The 20,367-nt window shown below is 66.7% G+C and carries 15 protein-coding genes and 1 riboswitch; of the genes, 7 read left to right on the plus strand and 8 right to left on the minus strand.

Annotation, left to right across the window (positions count from 1 at the left end; all coding sequences use genetic code 11):
• Window positions 1–155: 155 nt before the first annotated feature.
• Window positions 156–956 (plus strand): nucleotidyltransferase domain-containing protein, encoded by an 801-nt coding sequence (locus ABT130_RS06335; protein ID WP_350953367.1) that lies wholly within the window; start codon window positions 156–158, stop codon window positions 954–956.
• A 1,462-nt stretch (window positions 957–2,418) separates the two neighbouring features.
• Here ABT130_RS06335 and ABT130_RS06340 read toward each other — a convergent pair.
• Complete coding sequence (locus tag ABT130_RS06340) at window positions 2,419–3,519, minus strand: hypothetical protein (RefSeq protein ID WP_350953369.1); 1,101 nt, start codon at window positions 3,517–3,519, stop codon at window positions 2,419–2,421.
• Window positions 3,520–3,664: 145 nt separating this feature from the next.
• Between ABT130_RS06340 and ABT130_RS06345 the strand changes: the two genes are divergently transcribed.
• A complete protein-coding gene (locus ABT130_RS06345) occupies window positions 3,665–4,195 on the plus strand; it encodes a type I restriction enzyme endonuclease domain-containing protein (RefSeq protein ID WP_350953371.1) in 531 nt (176 codons plus the stop codon).
• Between the two features lie 182 nt (window positions 4,196–4,377).
• On the opposite strand, the gene ABT130_RS06350 is transcribed toward ABT130_RS06345, so the two are convergent.
• From ABT130_RS06350 to ABT130_RS06360, 3 genes are all read right to left on the minus strand, one after another.
• Window positions 4,378–4,791 carry a type II toxin-antitoxin system VapC family toxin gene (locus tag ABT130_RS06350; protein WP_350953373.1) on the minus strand — a complete coding sequence of 138 codons (414 nt, stop codon included), beginning with the start codon at window positions 4,789–4,791 and terminating at the stop codon, window positions 4,378–4,380.
• A complete protein-coding gene (locus ABT130_RS06355) occupies window positions 4,788–5,012 on the minus strand; it encodes a FitA-like ribbon-helix-helix domain-containing protein (protein ID WP_350925258.1) in 225 nt (74 codons plus the stop codon). The genes ABT130_RS06350 and ABT130_RS06355 overlap by 4 nt, the downstream gene beginning before the upstream one ends.
• Before the next feature lie 404 nt (window positions 5,013–5,416).
• The gene (locus tag ABT130_RS06360) at window positions 5,417–6,793 is read right to left on the minus strand and encodes an NsdA family TPR-like regulatory protein (RefSeq protein WP_350953375.1); all 1,377 of its coding nucleotides are present in this window, start codon (window positions 6,791–6,793) and stop codon (window positions 5,417–5,419) included.
• A 246-nt stretch (window positions 6,794–7,039) separates the two neighbouring features.
• Here ABT130_RS06360 and ABT130_RS06365 point away from each other — a divergent pair, with 246 nt between their 5' ends.
• From ABT130_RS06365 to ABT130_RS06375, 3 genes are all read left to right on the plus strand, one after another.
• Window positions 7,040–7,870 carry an ATP-binding protein gene (locus ABT130_RS06365; RefSeq protein ID WP_350953377.1) on the plus strand — a complete coding sequence of 277 codons (831 nt, stop codon included), beginning with the start codon at window positions 7,040–7,042 and terminating at the stop codon, window positions 7,868–7,870.
• Between the two features lie 291 nt (window positions 7,871–8,161).
• Window positions 8,162–9,068, plus strand: a protein-coding gene (locus ABT130_RS06370) for an IS5 family transposase (RefSeq protein WP_451934993.1) whose coding sequence is annotated in 2 segments (ribosomal slippage) — window positions 8,162–8,500 and window positions 8,502–9,068 — 906 coding nt in all. Because the reading frame shifts where the segments join, the coding sequence is not laid out codon by codon here.
• 290 nt (window positions 9,069–9,358) lie between these two features.
• Window positions 9,359–10,666 (plus strand): MFS transporter, encoded by a 1,308-nt coding sequence (locus tag ABT130_RS06375; protein ID WP_350953379.1) that lies wholly within the window; start codon window positions 9,359–9,361, stop codon window positions 10,664–10,666.
• Between the two features lie 289 nt (window positions 10,667–10,955).
• Here ABT130_RS06375 and ABT130_RS06380 read toward each other — a convergent pair whose 3' ends face one another.
• The 3 genes from ABT130_RS06380 to ABT130_RS06390 form a co-directional block, all read right to left on the minus strand.
• The gene (locus tag ABT130_RS06380; protein WP_350953381.1) at window positions 10,956–11,717 is read right to left on the minus strand and encodes an alpha/beta fold hydrolase; all 762 of its coding nucleotides are present in this window, start codon (window positions 11,715–11,717) and stop codon (window positions 10,956–10,958) included.
• On the minus strand, window positions 11,714–12,247 hold the full coding sequence (locus tag ABT130_RS06385; RefSeq protein ID WP_350953383.1) for a nuclear transport factor 2 family protein: 534 nt from the start codon (window positions 12,245–12,247) through the stop codon (window positions 11,714–11,716). The genes ABT130_RS06380 and ABT130_RS06385 overlap by 4 nt, the downstream gene beginning before the upstream one ends.
• A gap of 455 nt (window positions 12,248–12,702) precedes the next feature.
• Window positions 12,703–13,407 (minus strand): restriction endonuclease, encoded by a 705-nt coding sequence (locus ABT130_RS06390; RefSeq protein ID WP_350953385.1) that lies wholly within the window; start codon window positions 13,405–13,407, stop codon window positions 12,703–12,705.
• Window positions 13,408–14,491: 1,084 nt separating this feature from the next.
• On the opposite strand from ABT130_RS06390, the gene rsgA reads away from it, so the two are divergent.
• Both rsgA and ABT130_RS06400 read left to right on the plus strand, forming a co-directional pair.
• Window positions 14,492–15,472 (plus strand): ribosome small subunit-dependent GTPase A, encoded by a 981-nt coding sequence (gene rsgA, locus ABT130_RS06395; protein WP_350953387.1) that lies wholly within the window; start codon window positions 14,492–14,494, stop codon window positions 15,470–15,472.
• Window positions 15,473–15,804: 332 nt separating this feature from the next.
• Window positions 15,805–16,317 carry a GNAT family N-acetyltransferase gene (locus ABT130_RS06400; protein WP_350953426.1) on the plus strand — a complete coding sequence of 171 codons (513 nt, stop codon included), beginning with the start codon at window positions 15,805–15,807 and terminating at the stop codon, window positions 16,315–16,317.
• A 245-nt stretch (window positions 16,318–16,562) separates the two neighbouring features.
• Here the strand turns inward: ABT130_RS06400 and metH are convergent, their stop codons facing one another.
• Complete coding sequence (gene metH / locus ABT130_RS06405; RefSeq protein WP_451935158.1) at window positions 16,563–20,240, minus strand: methionine synthase; 3,678 nt, start codon at window positions 20,238–20,240, stop codon at window positions 16,563–16,565.
• 14 nt (window positions 20,241–20,254) lie between these two features.
• Window positions 20,255–20,330: riboswitch (S-adenosyl-L-homocysteine riboswitch) on the minus strand.
• Window positions 20,331–20,367: the final 37 nt, after the last annotated feature.

The raw sequence follows: 20,367 nt of genomic DNA on the forward strand, positions 1-20,367 counted from the left end.
TCCCATAGGTTCCGCCTGGTTCGCTTTCAGGTGCCGCGCCAGGTTGGGGTGTTTTCGCCGATGAGGCGGCGCCTCTGCTCCGCCGATACAGAGGCGCCAAAGAAGTAGCATCTTTCGCCATATTTGCGGATTAAACACCCACTAAAGTCGGGGAGATGGATCCACATCGCAAGGTCGCCGAACGTGTCGGAGCAGAGCTCACCGAACGAAACGACGTGCTCGCCGTCCTGCTTGCCGGGTCAGTGTGCCGCAGCGAGCATGTGGCCACCTCCGACGTCGACCTGCTCGTCGTGACCACGGAAGACTCCTCGCTGGAGGTGGGGCCTCGACGGCTGGTCGAGGGCCTGCTGGTGGAGTGGATCGCGCGGCCGGAAGCGGAATGGCTCACCCGTTTCGACCGGCCGAAGACCTCGTGGCTGTATTCGTTTCTCGAGGCAGAGGTCCTGATGGACTTGGGGCCGGGCACCCGTCTCGTGGAGGCGGCCACGAGGGTGTTGGAGACCTATCGCACGTCGGCGAAGCTGCGTGAGCTGCTCGCGACCACTCTCTGGCACGGTCAGGCGAAACCGGACCGCGCACAGGCGGCCGGAACACCCCGGGAACTCGGATTCTGGGCCGCGATCTGCATGGAGACGGCGCTGGACGGCCTGTACGCCGTACACGATGTTCCATTGCCTGCCGGCGCGCGGCGGCTGGCCTACCTGCATCGGGTTCCGTTGGCCGAAGACGAGGACACACTCGTTGAAACGATGCTCACCGGCGATACCGCCGGCCGCTTCGAAGCGACTCGGCACCTGATAACGCGGCTGCGAACAGAACTCGGCCCAGCCGACACGAACACGCCTGACCGCCGCCCTCCCCAGAAGACGGGATTCCCGCCTGCCCCGAGGCCCGGCCAGGAGAACGGCGAAGACCTCAACGGGCAGCTTAGCGGGGCCAGGCAGGCAACATGGTGAATGCTCTGCGCGCGCAGAACGTGTTACCTGACGGGATGCGCGTCGATTAGGCCGATCCCCTGCACGACGAACTCCTCTGGCTTCCCGACATTCTTACGGGCGTCATCTCGACAGCGGCCACACGGATACGGAACTGCTGGAGATTCCCGGAGAAGGTGTGATCATCGATCGACTGTGCTGCGATTGTTCGAGAACAGCGCGAAGCCTGGGGTCCTGTCAGAACGAGTGCGCACTCCTGACTGCAAGTGAGAACTGATGCTTCATTATATGGTCCGCCAACGGCTACCTGGCGCGGGCGTTCGTAATCAGGCCGGCTGTGGTGAAATCAGGACCATATCCGATGTGCGCGATAACGACGACGGTATTACCCGAGACCGCCATTGCACGGATATTCATCTGATCACTATATGCAGGCAACCAATGCGTGACCCAATTCTCGCCATCGTCTGCGGAAGTCCATACCGTGGGCACATCGGTGGTGGTATCCAAGTCAATGCTTAACCCGGCTGCGACGAAAGTCCCCGACCCGGCACTCATCAAGTTCACTCGTTCTGGCCTTCGCCCATATTTCTCTGGAAATCGTTGGACAGGGAACCAAGTCCGCCCTTGGTCGGTTGATCGGTACACCACTAATTCAACGGCGTCCTCCTCCTCGAGGGGGTGGTGGTGGTCGGTTTCGACGACTTCTGAGCGCCGGCAATGAGTACTGCGGTTCCACTGGCAGCGACGCTCTCAACCCAGGTGAGAGGCAGCTCCCGAGTGATCTCCTCGTACGCGCCATTCTCGCGCTCGATGAAAACGGCGTGCGGAATCAGACTCCCGGGTGGATGGCCAGGACATTCGCCTAGTAGAACGACTCCGAGCGAATTCGCGTCGGTTTCCATCCGGTGGATGGTACAGCGGGCAGGCAGGTCAGGTTCAACGCGCTGCCATGGCTGACCTTCGCGCATGATCCACAGAGAAGCGGGATAGCCGGCGAGGGCCATGACCTCGCCTCGGTGGGGTGCCGCGGCGGGCCACCTGGGTCCGCCGCCTGAGTCCATGGGGATACCTGGGCCCGCTGTCCATGTATGACCGTCGGGTGAAAGCCACGTGGCGTAGCGGAAACGGCGATCATCCCGGATCGCACCGACAGCGAGGATCCCGCCCTTCCACGCCACAAGGCCACTCGCCTGAAAACGCATGTTGGGCGGTGGGTCGATCCGGGCGAGGAGACCTGGGCGCCAGTGCAGTCCGTCTTTGGATATCCAGGATTGCAGACGAGATCCATCACCTGCTGCGCCTATGGCCACAAAACCCTCAGCAGCGGCGACCACAAACTCGGGATTGAAAGTCCCGCTCTCCAAACCGAGGCTGGAGAGCGGCAGAAAGCGCCAACGGTCGAGGCCGGGCCCAGCCAGATACCCACTGTCGGCGACTGTCAGGAGCAGGAGACAGACGGTTAACGCCCGATATAGCCGGGTCATGAGCCATCCCCACACTTTTTGGACGTCCGCTTGTTGGTATCGATAGGTTTGTATTCGTTCCCTAATTCCCCCGAGCTGATGTTAAAAATGGGGATCCCCGCGACTCCCCCGGTCGAACGGAACGGATTCTGTTCGGAACCGATCTCCAGCTCATCAGGGCGGCCTTCGGACACGTAGCGGACTTTCAAAAACCAGCTGTAGGTTCGGGCGGCACAACTCGTCACCTCCAAGCGCAGTTGGAGAGGAGCGCTGGGGGTGACCGTGGCGCCGCGCACGCCTGGCCCGCCTTCGGAGGAACCCTCCGGATATTCCTTTCCGTCTTTCACCTCGAATAATCGAGAAGTGGCCAGATCAAGGCGCAGGAATTTTCCGGTTCCCGGTCCGCAACCTCGCGTTCGTGTGAGCACCCAGTCGAAGCCGGGTTTTTCCAGGCGGCTGGTAATGACTGGATTAATGGACTGGATGTGCACGGTGCGATGAGAGTTTAAGGTGACCGTCAAAACCCCACGCTCCCAAGAGACACCCCCCTTCTTGATCACACTTTCTCGCGGATCTTCTTGAAAGGTGTACGGGATGCGCTCGGCGCGTGGTCCGCCTGCGGGCATCGCCACCGATGTGGCGAAATCACATCCCGAGTCGGCAGGCCAGCTCTGAGTGGATATTCTCAACGGCTCAATCCCTACCATGCTATCCATGATTGGGTTAAGAAAGGGTATGTAAGGTTGAATGAGCGGCTGGCCGATATTACCTGCGATGAATGATGTAATACCCAACACGCACGTCACCAGAAAGGGGACGGATGGGGCGCCGGAGCCCTCGGCACCTCCATCGGGCTGCGATGACGCATCGTGCTCGCTTTGGCGCGTATGCTGTTGCCCTCGATACTTCCGAGCAATCAGCATTAAAAGTATCGCCACTATGCCAATCCCTATAAAAACAGCCCAGATTGGCAACTTGGGGACCGTTATTGAGATCATGAACACAAGGATTCCGGTGATCGCCAGAAAGATCCAAAATAGAGCGGACTGCACAAAGGAAGGCATCTTTGGGCCGCCGGTTCGGTAGACGGGAAAGTTGGAAGCATCCCACTTTGCCATGCGGCGGCTTACAGAGTTGGGCAATCCAGAAAAATAGCAACATTGACTATGCAATCACCATCTCCTGCGCCCTTTCCCCCTGAGTAGCGACCTGCTTCGATGAGTTGCAGGATGAGGATGGCCTGCACGATCGCGGTAGCACGGCGTGCGCAAACTCCAGAACTCCGAGGCCCCGCACCTGACGGCCGAGGCCCTGCGCCGGTTGATCGAGCAGAAGATGCGCGAGGTGACCCGGCACAACATCATCCGCCGGGAGAGCTTCGCCGAGAAGCTCGAAGACCTGATGATTCGCTACATGCGGCAGCAGCTCAGCAGCGCCGAAATGATCGCCATGGCCAAGGAGGTCTCCGCGGAAGCCCGGCGCGGTGAGCGCTTCGACCCTCCGCTCAACCACGCCGAACTGGCCTTCTACGACGCGGTGGCCAACCATGGCCTGGCGAAGGCCCTGATGGGCGATGACACCCTCGCACAGATCGCCCGCGCGCTGGTCACGGACATCCGCAAGAACCTGACCGTCGACTGGCTCTCCCGCGAACCGGTACGCGCCAAGCTCCGCAACCGCATCCGACGCCTGCTCACGAGGTTCGACTATCCCCCGGACGAGGAACGCGCGGCCGTGGACCTCGTCCTCAAGCAGATGGAAACCTTCGCCACCGAGTGGGCCCCGACGGCATAGTGCGATAAGCGTGTCCTCCGGGGTGCGGAAGTGGCGCCGGGAACTCCCCGGTGAGATCGGGAGCCCGGCGTTCGCGCTTTCTCCCGGTTACGCCTCTGGCGTTTCGTGGTTACAGCAGCGGCTCCTGGCTGAGCTGGAGGCGGACCTACCAGCCAACCGATTACGCCTCCGCTGTTTCGTGGTTACGACAGCGGGGGTGGGTAGCGGTGGATCTCCGCTCGGTGTCCCGTCGCGCCGGCGAACTTGGCGTCGTCGGTCAGCAGTGGCATGCCCAGCAGTTCGGCGAGGGCCACGTACATGCCGTCGTAGGCGGTGAGATTGTCGCGCAGTTCCAGCACTCGCGGCTGCAGCGGCAGCATCGGATGCCGGACGATCCGCAGCTGGGCGTAGCGCTCCAACATGATCCGGCCCCGCGTCTCGGAGATCCGCACCTCCGGCTTACTGGTGATCACATGACCGCGCACCACCGAGGCGATCTCCACATCGATCAACGCCGGGGCGTGCACCTTGCGCGCCAGCCGCCGACGGAGAAGGTCGTCGCCCTTCACGTTGGCCAGCAGGCGGAAAACGATCGAGGCATCCACGACCAGGCTCACCGGCGGTCCTCGCGCAGCGTCTCGCGGACGAAATCGGGGTCGTACGGCACCGGCTCGTCGGCGGCGATCTTGGCCATCACCTCGTCCAGCGCCGGGGTGGCCGCCTCCTCGTTCAGCAGGTCACGTAGGTAGGCCGTCAGTGATTTTCCCTCGCGCTCGGCTCGCGCCTTCAGCGTCCGCTCGGTCGCTTCGGGGACATCTCGAATCTGAATGATTCCCATCCTTCCACGCTAGCATGCAGATTGCATGCAAATCCGTTGCCGGTTGCCGTCACGGTGTTGCCGCGATCCATGAGACGTCTTTCCAGCCCGCCTCTGGCGCCGTGGGTGGATCCATCTGGTGGCTTGGCGGGCGGTCCGGGGTACTGCCGGGCCGAATCCGCTCCGGGCGGGCAGCCTTTCCCGCTCCCCTACGACATCGGCCCCGGCCTGATCGTCAGGCGGCGAGTTCGTGGTTCAGACGGTCACGGAAACGAAGCGAACCACCAGGCGAGACCCGCCCACCGAACGACCACCCCCATCCCACACACGATCAGGCAACGAGCTCACGGTTCAGACAGTCGCGGAAACGAGGTGAACCAACCGGTGAGACCCGCTCACCGGTTGCAGCTCCGTCCCGCAGGTGTTCAGGCGGCGAGTTCGTGGTTGAGGTGGTCGCGGAACTCACGGACCATCATGCTGCCCCTGTACGGCTCAAGCCGGTCGGCGAACTGCCGGATCAGGTCGGTCGAGCGGGCGGAGGTCAACGCCTTCGTTGCCGGGATCGCGGCTCGGGCGGCGGCGAGGGACTGTTCCAATTCCCCCATTCCCAGGTACGCCTCGGCGACATGCACCTGGTTGAACTGGGCCGTTCGCGGGATGCGATTGCCAAACTCCACCACGGCTGCTTCCGCACGGGCCGCCGCTCGTTGGTGGTCGCCAAGCATGCTCCAGCAACGACCTCCCTGAGCGTTCAGTTCCACCTCTTCATATCGGGTAACCCAGTCCGGATCACGATCCGTGGGTCCTTGGGCATAGGCGTTCTCCGCCTCGGCGAGCAAGCGTTCGACCCGCTTGGCGCTGTGCTTGTCGTTGGTCTCGGCCGGTTTGGTCTGCAGGGCCGTTGCCCATGCCTGTCTGGTCAGCACAAACGCCATTACGCGGGGAGAGACCTGCGCCCGGCGAGCGGCGTCGGTCGCGGCTCGTGCCAGCCATACCGCCAAGGTGGCCTGCTCCAGATGAATCGCCTGCCGGGTCATCGTCGCCAGTATCCAGACACCGGTCAGCGGGTCGTTCCCCGTCTTCGCCAGCCGTAGCGCCTGACCGAAGTGCTGCTGTGCCTGGCCATGCTGGTTCAGGTCAAAGGCTGTCCAGCCTGCCAACAGAGTCATCCCCGCTGCCGCCGACATCAGCGCCGACCCCACCTGGTCGTCGTAGCGGCCCCGCAGCAACGGGGTCACCGTGCTGTCGAGATAGCGCACCACCGTCGGACGGACCAACTCGGCCCCGAACTGGTCGTCTATCTGACCGAACACCTGGCGAGCCTCGTTAATCCGATCGATGTCGGCTTGCCCTACCGTGCGCCTGTTTCCTCGCAGCGCGACCGTTTGAGGTGAATCGCCGTAGTTCCATGCGGTTATCCACCCCGCCAAAACCGAAGGCACGAACGGCAACGTGGCCAGCAGGTGGCGACGGGACTCGTCCATCTCATACCTCCACAGCAGAGCGGCCGACTTCACGCTAGCCGCCGTCGATGTGTCGCCGTACTCCGCGACCGGCCACGAAGATGTCTCCCCGAGGGCCCACCCTTCTATCCACTGCTCGACCTCGGCGGACTCCGCCTCGAACACCGCCGCGATCTTCCTGCGGCTGTGCGGCCGGATTCCCTGCTCGCTCCGCTCCCACCGCCCCCAGGTCCCCACGGCCACCCCCACCGCGGCCGCCGCCTCCTCCTGCGTCATCCCCCGCTCCAGCCGCGCCCTCAACAGATCCGGACGCCCCTTCCCGTCGCGCGCCTTCCTCATGGCCACTCTCTTTCGGTAGTCGAATCACCACCCATTGTGATGTCCGCAGGCCTCGGTCACCATCCCCCCAGCCAAACGACAGATTTTCGCCCACCAATGCTCGATACGACCGGCTGACACCCAGCCACGTTCGCCGTTGGCCGGGTCTCATCGGACAGTGATCAATGATCAGATGTCGATGTTCACCCTCGTCACCATGCTGGCGTTTCCTGCTGGGCACAGCCCCACAGCGAACGGAGCACGCCCATGCCACCAGCCGGCGACATCCCCCCAGGTGCCCCGCACCACCCCGCAGAAAGCCCGGCTCCCCCACCCACCCACAACTGGAAGCCCTTCACCCCGGCCGGACCGGTCGCCCCGCCGAGGTACGACACCGGAACAACGGACCGGAATATCGAGACGCCAGGACAAAACGCCGAAACCCCGGGCAAGGCCAGCGGCACGACGGGACAGGACAGTAGTGCGACGGAGCTATACAGCGGGACGACGGCATGGGAAAGCAGCACGGCCAGGCTGGACAACGGGACGACGACGGGGCGAGCCAGCGACGCGGCGGGGCGGAGTGACATCCGTGCGCTGGTCAAGGTCCTGCGACCCGGCTCCGTCTCCCGCCGCGCCCGCGCCATCGTCCGCGAGGTGCTCCAGCACACGGGGCTGCCCGAGGACGACATCGACACCGCCGAACTCATCGTCGCCGAGCTGGCCGCCAACGCCGAGAAGCACGCCCGTCCCCCGTACGAGCTGCGCGTCTTCAGCCTGGACGGCACTCCCAGCTGGTGCGAGATCGTCGACGGCGACCCCAACACCCACGAGGTCCGCCTCATCCTCAACCTGCTGCACTCGGTCAAGGAGATCGGCCTGCCCCTGCTCGCCGAGAACGGCCGCGGCCTGCTCCTGGCCCACCAGCTCTCCGGCGGCCACTGCCAGACCTACCCGGCCATCACCCTCACCACCGCCACCCCCGGCAAGGCTGTCGCCTTCGCCCTGCCCACCCTCTCGGGCAACCGCCTCATCTTCCCGTCCCTCCCCGACCTCCGACCCGGCCTGGCCGACCTCCGCCGCTGGTCATCGGGGTGAGTCTCGCCCTCGGCCGTGTCCGGGGGCTGAGCGGGTTCCGGTACAGCTGTCGCCCGTCGATGGCATCCCGCTACCTGGACGAGCGACGACACCGCGTTCGGCCACTATTCAGTTGCCGAGTCCGCCGAGTAGGTCCTGGATCGCCTGGAGGATGGCATCGGGGCGGCGGAAGATGACGCCGTGGAGAAAGTCGAAGCCGTTTCGACCATCACCCGCGCGCATCGCTTGTTTCCTCCCACCACTTAGGGCGCGTCTCACGAGTTGAGCGCGCGTTCAGTAGAAGATCGGCAGATGACGCGTCTGGCGCTGCTTTCCGATGACATGTGGGCTCGGATCGAGCCTCTGCTGCCGCCGACGAAGGGGCCGATGGGTCCGCCGTTCCGGCCGCATCGTCCGGTGGTGGAGGCTGTGCTCTACCGCCTTCGCACTGGAGTGGCGTGGCGAGATCTGCCGAAGGAATTCGGGGCGTGGCAGACGGTGCACCGTCGCCATCAGAGCTGGTCACGTGACGGGGTGCGGGACGAGATCCTCGCCACCCTGCAGGCAGACGCTGACGCGGACGGAGAGGTCGATTGGCGGGTGTCGGTGGACTCCACGATCGCGCGGGTGCATCAGCACGGTGCGACCGCTGCGAGGTCGTCGGTGTCGCCCTTCTCGCACACGGGGGGCGGCACCGAATGACACGAATCAGCTTGTCGAGCCCGACGATCATGGCATCGGCCGGTCACGCGGCGGCCTGACCACCAAGACACACGCGCTGGTCGACGGCAAAGGCCGCCCGCTCGTGGTGCTTGTCAGCCCTGGTCAGGCCGGGGACTCGCCGGCGTTGCCCAAGCTGCTCGCCGAGCTGCGGGTGGCCCGTAAAGGCCCCGGCCGGCCCCGCACCACGCCTGAACTGCTGCGGGGGGACAAGGCCTATTCGTCACGTGGCCATCGAGCGATGCTGCGGGCGCGTGGCATCAAGACGGTCATTCCTGAGCCGGCAGACCAGGCGGGGCACCGCCGGCGTCGTGGCTCCCGGGGTGGCCGGCCCGTCTCCCATGACAGCGAGGACTACAAGAACCGCAACGTCGTGGAACGGTTCTTCAACCGGATGAAGAACTGGCGCGGCCTGGCCACCCGCTACGACAAGCATGCCGTTGTCTACCGCGGCGGCGTTGTCCTCGCCGCCGTCCTGGATTGGCTCAAGCGGCCATGAGGCGCGGTCACCCGCCGTTGTGTCCGTGATTCAGCGGACACGTAGATCCTTCGGTCGCTAGAGTTGAAGCTGTTGCGGAATCCCGTCCACCTGGGGAATTGAGGAGCACTGATGTCTACAACGATGACCGGAGCTTCCGTTCGCCCCTTGGTGACCGCAGTCGCAGGCTTGTAACGCCGCGCGTGTAGCAGCAAAGTCAGCACACATCCCGGTCGCCGGGGCGAGGTGACACGTGTCACCGGCCCTTGGCGCTGTTTGGCGTCTCCGTTCGCCTTTCCGGGAGTTCTGCTGTGTCCGCTCGTCATTCTTCACTGCTCCGTGTACGTGTCCTGGTCGAACGCCTGATCGCTGCCCCGTTCGGCAGGAAATCTCAACGGTCGAGGTCAGCTCCGCCTGCTCCGAACTCCGCTGATCAGACTGTCAACCGGAATGTCCGCCTGCTGAGCTGGTTCAACTTCTTCGGCGACTTCCGCATGTACGGGCCGATTATGGTCATCTACTTCGCGCAAGTCACCGGCTCGTACACCGCTGCCGCCAGCCTCCTGGCGGTGAAGATGCTGTCTTCGGCAGCGTTCGAAGTCCCTACCGGGGTGCTCTCCGACCGCCTCGGCCGACGCGGCACGATGATCGCCGGTGCCGTCGTCATGGTGGCCGCCCATCTCGGGTACGCCGGCGCTTCGGGCTACGGCCTCCTCCTGGCAGCTGTTGTGCTGGAGGGATTGGCGACCTCACTGTGGAGCGGCAACAACGAGTCTCTGCTCTACGACACGTTGCTCGAAGCCGGCCGGGAGGAGGAGTTCCCCCGGCACTCGGGCCGGGTGAACTCGATGTTCCAGATCGCGCTCGCACTGGCGGCAGCCATGGGTGGCGTGGTCGCCGGCGCGTGGTCGCTGCGTGTGGTGGTCGTGCTGTCGGTCGTGCCGCAGGTGCTGTGCGTGCTCGTCGCCTTGCGGGTCCGGGAACCGCGGGTGCACGGCCCGCTGGAATCGAACGTGCTGGTGCATCTCGGATCGGCCCTGCGCGGCATCCGCCGTAATCCGGTGCTCCGCCGGATGACTCTGGTGTCGGCGCTTCGTTACAGCAGCGAAAGCGCGGCCCAGTTGTCGCCTGTTTTCGTGGCAGGGCTGTGGCCGCTCTGGGCGCTGGGCCTGTGGCGCACCTTCGGCCATGGCGTGGCCTTCGTCGGCTTCCGCGTCAGTGGTTGGGTGATCGGCCGGGTGGGCGCGGCCCGCACTCTGCTGTTCGGTGAGCTGTTCGACAACGTGGCGAACTTCGTGGCGCTGGTCAAGCCGACGGTGTTTTCGCCCGTGCTGCTTGGGTCACCGGCCTACGGCATGTCGACAATCGCCCAGCAGACGTTGCTGCAGCGCGAGTTCACCGACCGGGAACGCGCGACGATGGGTTCGCTTGCGTCGCTGCTCGGCAGCGTGCTCTACGCGCTCGTCGCCCTGGGAGCCGGCCTGGTGGCAGACCGTTGGGGCATCGTTCCGGCGTTGCTCGCGATCCAGGCGGTGGTGCTGATCGCACTTCCGCTCGCCTGGTGGGTGCACGCGCACGCTTCTTCGCTCCCCGCGGGCGCTGGGACGGTGACGGGATGAGCGCCTTCTCGGCCCCGGCCAGGCCTGCGGTCGACGTCGCAGTGCTGCAGGGTGAGATCGAAGCGATTTTCGGCTTCCGCTGCTCGGTGCCCTCTTTCGTCGCCGGCTCGCAGGACACCGATGCCTCGGTCCTGCGAGCCACGACGACAGAGGGCCAGGAGGTCGCCGTGAAGGTATCCCGCCGCGCAGGGCGTCCGGGCGGCCTGCTGGTGTCAGACCATCTCGCCGAGCTGGGGCTACCGGGAATGACGAGTCGTCTCACTTTGGAGGTTGTGAGACACGGCCTAGCTCACTCTCCGGCACGGGAGACAGGCATCCACCGTGGTCCGCGTCGTCCCGAGAGGAAATCGCCGACGAGCCGCGTGCATAGTTCCGGGTGTTCGAACAGCAGCAGGTGACTCGATCCGGGGACGATCGCGAGGTATCCGTCGGGGAGAGCCCGATACAGCTCCAGGGTGTGCTCAAGGGTCACGATGTCGTCGTCCGCGGCGATCACGAGCGTGGGGCACTTCACCTGTGCCAGGGCCTCGGAAGTGAGTGGCACACCGTCATCGACGGATGCTGCGATCTTGCGTGCGATGACGGGGAAGTGGGCCTCGCCATCGGGCGAGACCTCGCCATATGCCTTGATCACTTGGGGCGGCCACTCTCCGCCGGCATCGGGTCGCACGATCAGGCCGGCCGGGTCGAACGCGCAGCTGATCAGCACGAGCTGCGACACGAGGTCGGGGCGCTGGGTCGCGACCCACAGGGCGACGCTGGCGCCCGCACTGTATCCGACAAGCGAGGACGGGCCGCCGACTATCCGCTCAGCGAACGCGATCATGTCCGCCGCCATGTTGTCGATGGTGATGGGACCGGCGACATCCGCCGTGTGCCCGTGGCCCCGGCGTTCGGGCAGCAACAGCCGCGAGTGCGAGGAGAGTGTGTCAAGGTTCCCTGCGAAGTCCCGAGAGTCGCTGAAGTTGCCGTGCATCAGGACGACAGGCTCCCCAGCGCCCTTCTCGTCGTACCAGAGATCGACCTCGCCAAGGTGTATGTAGTTGCTCATGCCAAGGTATACGAGGCAGCCTCCCGAAACTCATCGGGCAGACCAAACATCTCGAACATCCGCGATGGCTGTTCAAGGAACGTGGTCCCGGCGATCATCTGGCCGTCGAGCCACTCGATGACCGTGAGCCCGAACGGGCGCAGGTGCCCGATCTCGTCTGGCGAGTACAGTGCGACCGCGGTTGTCCCGTTCGCATGAACCGGCACAACGCGCGAGCCGGCGCAAGGGTTGCCCGCTGCTCGCAATGCGGCTTCCATGTCTGCGCGACCGCGCAGCCACCAGGGGAATGGAGGCATCGATGTCGTGCCGTCCTCGCGCAGAAGCCCGGCCAGGGCGTCGACGTCATCGTTCTCGAACGCTTCGCAGTACCGCGCGAGCAGCACCTCAGACGACGGATCCAGCGGGACCGACGGCGCCTGTTTCGTTGCGAGGGTCACCAGCGCACGTTGAAGTGCGCTCGTCACCGAACCGACCGACGTGTCCAGGATGTCGGCCGTCTCGGCAGCAGCACATCCCAGCACGTCCAGCATCAGTCATCGCGGAAACTCAGACCGCGAGATGCCAACTCCTCACGGAGGATTCGTATGGCCTTCGGTCCGACTCCATGGATGTCCAGGAGTTCGCGTTCGGACCGGGCGGCCAACTGTTCGTAACGGGTTATCCCGTTGGCCGCCAGTCCACGTGGCGCAACCTTACCCAGGGAGGGCGGAAACTCTGTCTCGTCCACGATCAATCCTTGTCGGCGGTCGACGGTTGCGTCCACGAAAATAGTGAAGGATGGTTCCCCCGCCTGACCAGGAAAACGGCGAAGCCGCCAGCGGGAGGCCCCACGGAGGCCAGGACCTTGGGCCGATGGACAGCGATAGCGCCAGCCCTCCCGAACATCTCCTCGGACAGCGACGAAAGCCCAGGGAACTGGAGTTTGTCACGCAACGCAAGCAGAAATTACGGTCCGCGACACCGTACCCGTTGGCGCACCTTCGTTTCAGGGTTGGAGGGTGTCGTGGTGCGGGGCGGGGTGGCGGATGAGCCGGGAAGAGGTGTGGCGCAGACGCCGCCAGCGGCGCAGCGGGGTGGTCAGTCTCAGCAGATGCTGCAGGGACGTCTCGCCGGCGGCCCAGCGGCCGAGCTCGTCGCGGCCCAGCAGGTGGATCCGGAAGTCATCGGCCGTTTGGCGGGCATCGCGGGTGAAGGAGCCATTGGTGACCACCACGGCGATGTCGCCACCGTGCGCGGCGGCGGCCGTGCCGTTGACCTCGTAGATGACTCGGGAAGCAACCTTGGCGGCGGTGGTGGTGTGCTTGCACTGTACGACGATGACGTAGCCGCCGCGCTCGCGGCCGATGACATCGGCCGCCTTGTCTCCGCGCTGTCCCACGTGCCGGGCCGCGATGCCGTCCCGGATCATGAGGTCGCACACGGCCCGCTCGAAATCAGTGGGATTCATCGCATCCAGTTGCGGCAGCGTCAACTGCAGATGGCGCAGCCGCTCAGAACGGTGCCGGGCGGCAACGGCTTTGAGTTGAGACCATCCAATAATCGCCAGAACGGCGCACACTCCCACGGAAACCCCGATGTACCAGGTGCTGAAAATCGCGTCGACAACGACGCCGATGATTTGAATCGCGAAAGATCCGGTGATGAGTGTGATGACGGCGGCGGCACACCATTCCGCCGGTCCGGCGGGCATTCGTGGCCGGGGAAGGCGCCGCCGCAGTGCGCGTGTGAGGTGTTTCACGGCGCCCCGGTCGGCTCGGGCGGCGACTCCTGACCGGCGTCGGCAACCTGCTCGGGGGCCAGGACCTGTGCCGGGGGTGCGGGCTCTGACACCGAGGACGGCGGTTGGGCCGGGGTGGGCTGCTCAGTGCCGCTCTGGTTCCAAAACCATGCGATGGCGGCGATGGCGGCCAGAAGGACCCAGCCGGATCCCTTCGCGCTTTTCGGCTTCGGTCTATTGACCCAATGCCCACGCCGATAATACCTGCCTCGCGACATGACGGCTCCCTGAAAATGTTGGTGGTGTTTCGCCGTGTAGTGGCTTATGGGAGATGTAAACACGCACCACCGACAGATGAGCCCGCATTCGCGGTGTTCGGGAAAGCCGAGAATGGATAAGTGTGTTTCCACCGGGTGAGCAGATTATCGCTTCTTTGACGTAGCAGCGGGAGCTGCCCGGATGCCTCATGCGCCACCGCGGTGGTTAAGCGAGCAGAGTTGGGCCCGGGTCTGCACCTGGTGACGGGCGAGTCAGGATGAGCTTGAAAGGGGATCGGTGTCGTTGCACGGCGAGAGGTGGGTCTCGGGGGTAGGGAGGAGTTACGGATGCGTGCCACGACGACAGGGCCATGCGGCGTGCGCGTCATCGAGCACCCCGCCGTCGGAGTCCAGCACCCGGTGCCACGCCGGAGGCGTCGGCGGACAAGAGCGGGAACGGCAGCGGTACAACCGACCCTGCCGGGGTGCTAGGCTGCCGTTCGTTCGGTATTGGATCTTCGTGGGAGGGAGGTGAGGTTTGATGACCGCGGTGAAGACCGCTGCCATGCGCAGCGCCCGGACCAACCTCACGTCCCGGGCCCCGGTCTGACCCACTTCTTCCCCCAGCCTTGAGCCACCCGGCTCGCCAGGCAGGGTGATGTCCGTGTCTCGTCGGGGTCCCTTCTCCGCAAGGGTCTCTCACATTGCCACACACATACACCGCTCCATCCGGCCTGTCCCGGTACGGGTGGACCGGCGCACTTGACCAAACCTTCACTGAACATCACGAAGCGGGCCTGGTGCCGGCCCGGATCTCCCGGGTCGATCGCGGCCTGTGCACGGCGATCACCGCGTCGGGCCCGATGCGGGCCACGTTCGTCGCGCCACACCCGCCCGCCCCGCTCCTGACGCCCTGCACCGGCGACTGGGCCGCGCTGCGCCCGGGCGCCGAGCCGCACCTGACGGCGCTGCTGCCGCGGCACAGCGCGATCGTGCGCTCGTCGGCGTCCAGGTCCTCCCACGGGCAGGTGCTCGCCGCCAACGTCGACACGGTCGTCATCGCCTTGTCCCTGGCCACGCCCCTGGACGCGGCCAAACTGGAGCGGCTGCTCGCCCTGGCCTGGGAGAGCGGGGCACAGCCGGTGATCGTCTTGACCAAGGCGGACCTGGCCACCGATCCCGAGGCCGTCCACGCCGAGGCCAGCACGCTGGCACCCGGCGTGGACATCTTGGTCACCAGCGTCGCCACCGGTCACAACATCGACGTGCTGGCCGCTCTGCTGCGCGGCACCACCGTGCTGCTCGGCCCCTCGGGTGCGGGCAAGTCCAGCCTCGGCAACACGCTGCTCGGCGAGGAACTGCTGGCCACCGGCACGGTACGCGCGCAGGACGGCAAGGGCCGCCACACCACCGTCCGCCGCGAGCTGGTCCCCCTGCCCGGCGGTGGGGTCCTCATCGACACGCCTGGCCTGCGCGGGATCAGCCTGCACGGCGCCGCCGACGGCCTGGAGCAGGTCTTCGCTGAGATCGAAGACCTCGCCGCGCATTGCCGCTTCGGCGATTGCGCCCACGACACCGAGCCAGGATGTGCGGTCCAGGCCGCCATCGGGGCGGGTGAACTGCCCGAACGTCGTCTGCGCAGCTACCGCAAGCTGCAACGGGAGAACGTCTGGGCAGCCTCACGTACCGATGCCCGGCTGCGCGACGAGCGCGTCAACCGGCAGAAGGCCATTACCAGTCACCTGCGCGCCACCTACAGGTTCCGGGACCAGCAGCCATGACCGGCCGCGTCCCACCGACCTTTCCGACCGCTCATCGTCCGTCAGCAGCCCGCACCACCATGCCCGAAAGCCCGCACGACCCGATCAGCGATCCCGCAGTGGCGGCGTTCTTCGCCCTGCACGACAACCTGGCACGTCAAGGCCCCGGCTCCGACGCGACCACCCGCCACCTGCTGTCACAGCGCGCCCACGCGGCCGACCTGGCCGTACCCGGGATGCGCGAGGCGGTCACGGCCACCCTGCAAGAGATCACCATGCGCCGCGAGCACGGCGCGGACTACCAGTACACCAGCTACGTCCTGCACCCGCAGGACAAGGAGACGAACCCGACCATGACCTCTTCCTGGACCACCCGCCCCGAGAGCGCCGGCGACGTCGCCGCCATCCGCGACATCAACCTTGCTGCTTTCCCCAGCCCGCACGAGGCCGACCTCGTCGAGGCGCTGCGGGCCGACCCGCAGGCGTGGCTGCCCGGCATGTCCTGGCTGACCGAGGCCCCTGGCGGCGACCTCACCGGATACGCGCTGCTCACCCGCTGCCACGTCGACGACTCACCCGCCCTCGCCCTGGGCCCGTGCGCCGTCAGGCCCGAACATCAGCGGCAAGGCGCCGGTTCCGCCGCCATCCGCGCCGCTTTGCACGCCGCCCGCCAGCAGGGCGAGAACCTGGTGGTCGTGCTCGGCCACGCCGAGTACTACCCGCGCTTCGGCTTCACCCCGGCCTCCGGGTACGGCGTCCGCCCGCCCTTCGACGTCGAGGACAAGTACATGATGGCGCTCGCCCTCGACCCTGAACGGCCGGTCCCGGGCGGCGTCATCCGCTACCCGGCGGCGTTCGGCGTCTGATCTCCCGCTCTTTGAACGCGGCGAACGGCCCCCAGCGCGGCTGGGGGCCGTTCGATCGTCGCGATGGCCGGCGGCGTGGTGCGAGACGTGGGACCGGCCTACCTCGGACGCGGTCACGAGCTCCCGTGGCGAGCAGCGAGCACGTCACCCTCGCCCCTCCCCGACCTCCGCCACCGGTCATCGGGATGAACCACATCCCGGCGGCCGGGCCGTCAGCGACCCACGGCACCGGCCGACGGTTCGGATCACTCGGGGTCGTAGGCGAGATTAGGACGCAGCCAGCGCTCGACCTCCGCGAGGTCCAGGCCGCGCCGCAGCGCGTAGTCCTCGACCTGGTCCCTGCCGAGGCGCCCCACGGTGAAGTACCGCGACGACGGGTGGGCGAAGATCAGCCCGCTGACGCTGGCCGCGGGCGTCATCGCGAAGGACTCGGTCAGGCCCATGCCCAGCCGGTCGGCGCCGAGCAGGTCGAACAGGTCCCGCTTCTGGCTGTGGTCCGGGCTCGCGGGGTAGCCGAGCGCGGGGCGGATGCCGCGGAAGCGCTCGGCGTGCAGGTCCTCAATGCGGGGGTCGGCGTCCGGCTCGAACCAGTCCCGCCGCGCCCGCAGGTGGATGTGCTCGGCGAACGCCTCGGCCAGCCGGTCGGCGAGGGCCTTCACCATGATCGCCCGGTAGTCGTCGTTCTGGGCCTGGTAGGCGTCCGCGAGGGTTTCCGCGCCGTGGATCGCCACGGCGAACCCGCCGAGGTGATCCCCGGCCGGGGCCAGGTAGTCCGCCAGACACCTGTTGGGCCGGCCTTCGGGCTTGGCCGTCTGCTGGCGCAGCATCGGCAGGCGGAGGCCGTGCTCAAGCACGATGTCGTCGCCCTCGGAGTGGGCGGGCCAGTAGCCGTAGGCGCCCAGGGCCTGGAAGTGGCCCTCGGCGATGATCTGATCGAGCAGGGTGTTCGCGTCGTCGAAGAGCTCACGGGCCACCGGCTGGTCGAGGATCGCCGGGTACTTGCCCTTCAGCTCCCAGGCCAGGAAGAGGAACTGCCAGTCGATCATCTCCCGGAGAACGGCCAGGTCCGGCTCCACGACGCGGACGCCGGTGAAATCGGGGACGGGCAGATCGTCGAACGGGACCCGCTCGGGGTTCGCCCGGGCCCGATCGATGGCCAGCAGGGGGGTGCGCTGCTTGCCCGCGTACTGCTCACGGAGGCGCTCCTGGTCGGCGCGGTTGCTCGCGTCCAGCTCTCCGGCCCGCTCGGTGTCCAGCAGGTCGGAGACCACGCCGACGACGCGGGAGGCGTCGAGCACGTGGACCGTGCTGTGGTCGTAGGCGGGGGCGATGCGGACCGCGGTGTGCTGGCGCGACGTCGTGGCGCCGCCGACCAGCAGCGGCAGCTTCAGTCCGCGGCGCCGCATCTCCTCGGCGACGGTGACCATCTCGTCCAGCGACGGGGTGATCAGCCCGGAGAGCCCGACGACGTCGGCGCCCTCGGCGACCGCGGTGTCCAGGATCACCGAGGCCGGGACCATCACCCCGAGGTCGATGACCTGGTAGTTGTTGCAGCCCAGCACGACGCCCACGATGTTCTTGCCGATGTCGTGCACGTCGCCCTTGACGGTGGCGAGCACCACCTTGCCCTGCCCTCGGCCGCTGTCCAGGCGCCCCTCCAGCCGCGCCTGCTCCTTCTCGGCCTCCATGAAGGGCTCAAGGTAGGCGACCGAACGCTTCATCACCCGCGCGCTCTTGACCACCTGCGGCAGGAACATCTTCCCCGCGCCGAACAGGTCGCCCACGGTCTTCATCCCGTCCATGAGCGGCCCCTCGATCACCTCCAGGGGGCTCGCCTTCAGCTGCCGGGCCTCCTCGGTGTCGGCCTCGATGAAGTCGACGATGCCGTGCACGAGGGCGTACGCCAGCCGCTCCTCCACCGGCGCGTCCCGCCAGGACAGGTCCACGACCCGACGTGTGCCGGACCCGCTCACCGTCTCGGCGAAGGCGACGAGCCGGTCGGTGGCGTCCGGACGCCGGTCGAAGATCACATCCTCGACGAGTTCGAGCAGGTCGGCGGGGATGTCCTGGTAGACCGCGAGCTGCCCGGCGTTGACGATGCCCATGTCGAGGCCGGCGCGCACGGCGTGGAAGAGGAACGCCGAGTGCATCGCCTCGCGTACGACGTCGTTGCCTCGGAAGGAGAACGACAGGTTGGAGATGCCGCCGCTGGTCCGCACCCCCGGGCAGCGCTGCTTGATCAGCGGCAGCGCCTCGATGAACGCCTTCGCGTAGCCGTCGTGCTCGGCGATGCCGGTGGCGACCGCGAGCACGTTGGGGTCGAACACGATGTCCTCGGCGGCGAACCCGGCCTTCTGCGTCAGCAGGTCGTAGGCGCGAGCGCAGATCGACACCTTGCGCTCGACGGTGTCGGCCTGTCCCTGCTCGTCGAAGGCCATGACCACCACGCCGGCCCCGTAGCCCCGGATGATCCGCGCCTGCTCCAGGAACGACTCCTCGCCCTCCTTGAGGCTGATCGAGTTGACGACGCCCTTGCCCTGCACGCACTTGAGCCCGGCCTCCAGCACGCTCCAGCGCGAACTGTCGATCATGACCGGGATGCGGGCGACCTCCGGCTCGGTCGCGATCAGGTTCAGGAAGGTGGTCATCGCCCGCTCGCTGTCGAGCAGGTCGGCGTCCATGTTGACGTCGAGCAGGTTGGCCCCGCCGCGCACCTGTTCCAGGGCGACATCGACGGCGCCCTGGTGGTCGTCCGCCTCGATCAGGCGCCGGAAACGCGCCGAGCCGGTGACGTTGGTGCGCTCCCCGATCATGACGAATCCGGTGTCCGGTCCGATCTCGAAGGGCTCCAGGCCGCTGAACCGGGTGCGGGCCTCCGGCGCCGGGATCTGGCGGGGCGGGAGGCCGGACACGGCGGCCGCGATCCGCTCGATGTGCCCCGGCGAGGTCCCACAGCACCCGCCGACGATGTTGACCATGCCCGCCCTGGCGAACTCGTCGAGCAGCGCCGCCGTCTCCTCCGGGGTCTCGTCGTAGCCGCCGAACGCGTTGGGCAGGCCGGCATTGGGATGGCAGGCCACGTAGGTGTCCGCCAGGCGCGACAGCTCGGCGACGTGCGGGCGCGCCTCCTTGGCGCCCAGCGCGCAGTTCACGCCGACCACGAGCGGTTCGGCGTGCCGGATCGCGCTCCAGAACGCCTCGACGGTCTGCCCCGACAGCGTGCGCCCGCTCAGGTCGACGATCGTCACCGAGATCCACAGCGGCAGGTGCGGGGCGACCTCGCGCGCGGCGGCGATCGCGGCCTTCGCGTTGAGCGTGTCGAAGATCGTCTCGATCAGCAGCAGGTCGACCCCGCCGTCGGCCAGTGCCTGGATCTGCTCGGCGTAGGCGGCGCGGACCTCGTCGAAGGTCACCGCCCGGTAGGCCGGGTCCTCGACGCGCGGGGAGAGCGAGAGTGTGACGTTCAGCGGGCCGATCGAGCCGGCCACGAAACGCCCGCCCGCCTCGTCCGCGGCCTGGCGCGCCAGCTGGGCGCCCCGCAGGTTCATCTCCCGCACCCATGGCTCCAGCCCGTAGTCGGCCTGGCCGATGCCGGTCGCGGTGAAGGTGTTCGTGGTGGTGATGTCCGCGCCCGCCGCGAGGTACCGGCGGTGGATGTCCAGGATGACGTCGGGGCGGGTCAGGTTCAGCAGGTCCGGGTCACCGGTCAGGTCACGCGGGTGCTCTGCGAACCGCTCGTCGCGATAGTCGGCCGGGGTGAGCGAGGCGCCCTGCAGCATCGTGCCCCAGGCCCCGTCGAGCACCGCGATCCGCCGATCCAGCAGCTCCCGCAGTGCCTGGCCGCCCGCTTTCGGCACGCCGTTCTCGTGACTCGCTCCGCTGTCACGCCCGTGCTCGTCGCCGTGCCTCGGAGAATCGCTCACCAGACCACCTCCCGTTGTGGGAGGCGCCCTTGGTCGAGGATCGGGGTCGAGCGTGGCGGGCCTGAACCCGTTGCAGCGCCTCTCGACCTGAAGATCGAGGGTACCTAAAAACAAATGAGGACGCCAA

Origin of the sequence: Streptosporangium sp. NPDC001681 (genome assembly GCF_040298085.1) — a bacterium.
Taxonomy (GTDB): Bacteria; Actinomycetota; Actinomycetes; order Streptosporangiales; family Streptosporangiaceae; genus Streptosporangium.